This window comes from Bacillus sp. JJ664 (genome assembly GCF_036962205.1).
Taxonomy (GTDB): Bacteria; Bacillota; Bacilli; order Bacillales; family Bacillaceae_G; genus Gottfriedia.
The window spans coordinates 1-998 of record NZ_JBALMS010000234.1 but is presented as its reverse complement, the minus strand read 5'-3'; the positions used below and the strand labels follow the sequence as shown (position 1 = coordinate 998).

1 protein-coding gene is annotated in these 998 nt (G+C 32.6%); it reads right to left on the bottom strand.

Annotation, left to right across the window (positions count from 1 at the left end):
- Positions 1-126 precede the first annotated feature (126 nt).
- Positions 127-717, bottom strand: coding sequence for a hydrolase (locus V7056_RS20650; protein WP_499704262.1), 591 nt, complete (start codon positions 715-717; stop codon positions 127-129).
- Between the last annotated feature and the right edge of the window lie 281 nt (positions 718-998).

The window sequence follows — 998 nt, the reverse complement described above, 5'->3', positions numbered from 1 at the left end:
TTTAACAGAGTCTAATGAATAAAAAAATATGCAACCTAAGTCCATTAGTGAATGGAGTAAAGGCTGCATATTTTAGTAGCAACTTAACAAGGGTATAACCATAATGGTAAATTTCTTTTTATCTAATTATTTACCTTCATGACCACCAAACATATCTTGAGCATATTGAACACCTAATCCATAAGCTCCACCATGTTCTTTAGCAATATCTAAAACTTGATTGTATGTTTCACCGTTAGCCCAGTCACGTTGTAATTCAAGCATATATTGCATCCAAGTAATTGGAGTAGCACCAGCTTGAATCATACGTTCAATAGCCATTTCATGTGCCTCAGTTGACACACCACCTGAAGCATCAGTTACTACATAAACTTCATAACCTTGATCAAGTGCTTCAAGAACTGGCATTACAACACAGACTTCAGTCCAAAGACCGGCAACGACTAATTTTTTGTTTCCAGCTTTTTTCACTGCATCAACAAAGTTTTTATCATCAAAAGCATTCATTGAAGTTCGATCAATAATTTTTTGATCTGGGAATACTTTTTTAATTTCTGGGAAAATTTGACCACTAAATGTTTTAGAAGCAACTGTAGATAATACTACTGGAACTTTAAACAGCTTAGCTGCTTCTGCTAAGCCAGCCACGTTATTGCGAACTAAAGTCATATCAGTTGACTTAGTCGCAAATGCCATTTGTGGCTGATGGTCAATCATTAATAAAGTATGATTTGTTGGTGTTAATATATCATTTGATGAATGAGTATTAGTCGTTACCTTTACTGGTGTTTTTGTAGTAGCTGCGTTACCTACATCATTATGAACGGAAATAGCTCCTAAAGTACCTAATCCTAAAGATAATGCAAGTCCTAAACCTGTTAATTTTTTTGTTATGCTTTTCATTTTAATACACTCCTATGATTAATAATTTTTTTATAGTTAATTAATTGATATAAAACAATTAATTAAAGAATCTTTAATTCGAGATATTTTTGTTA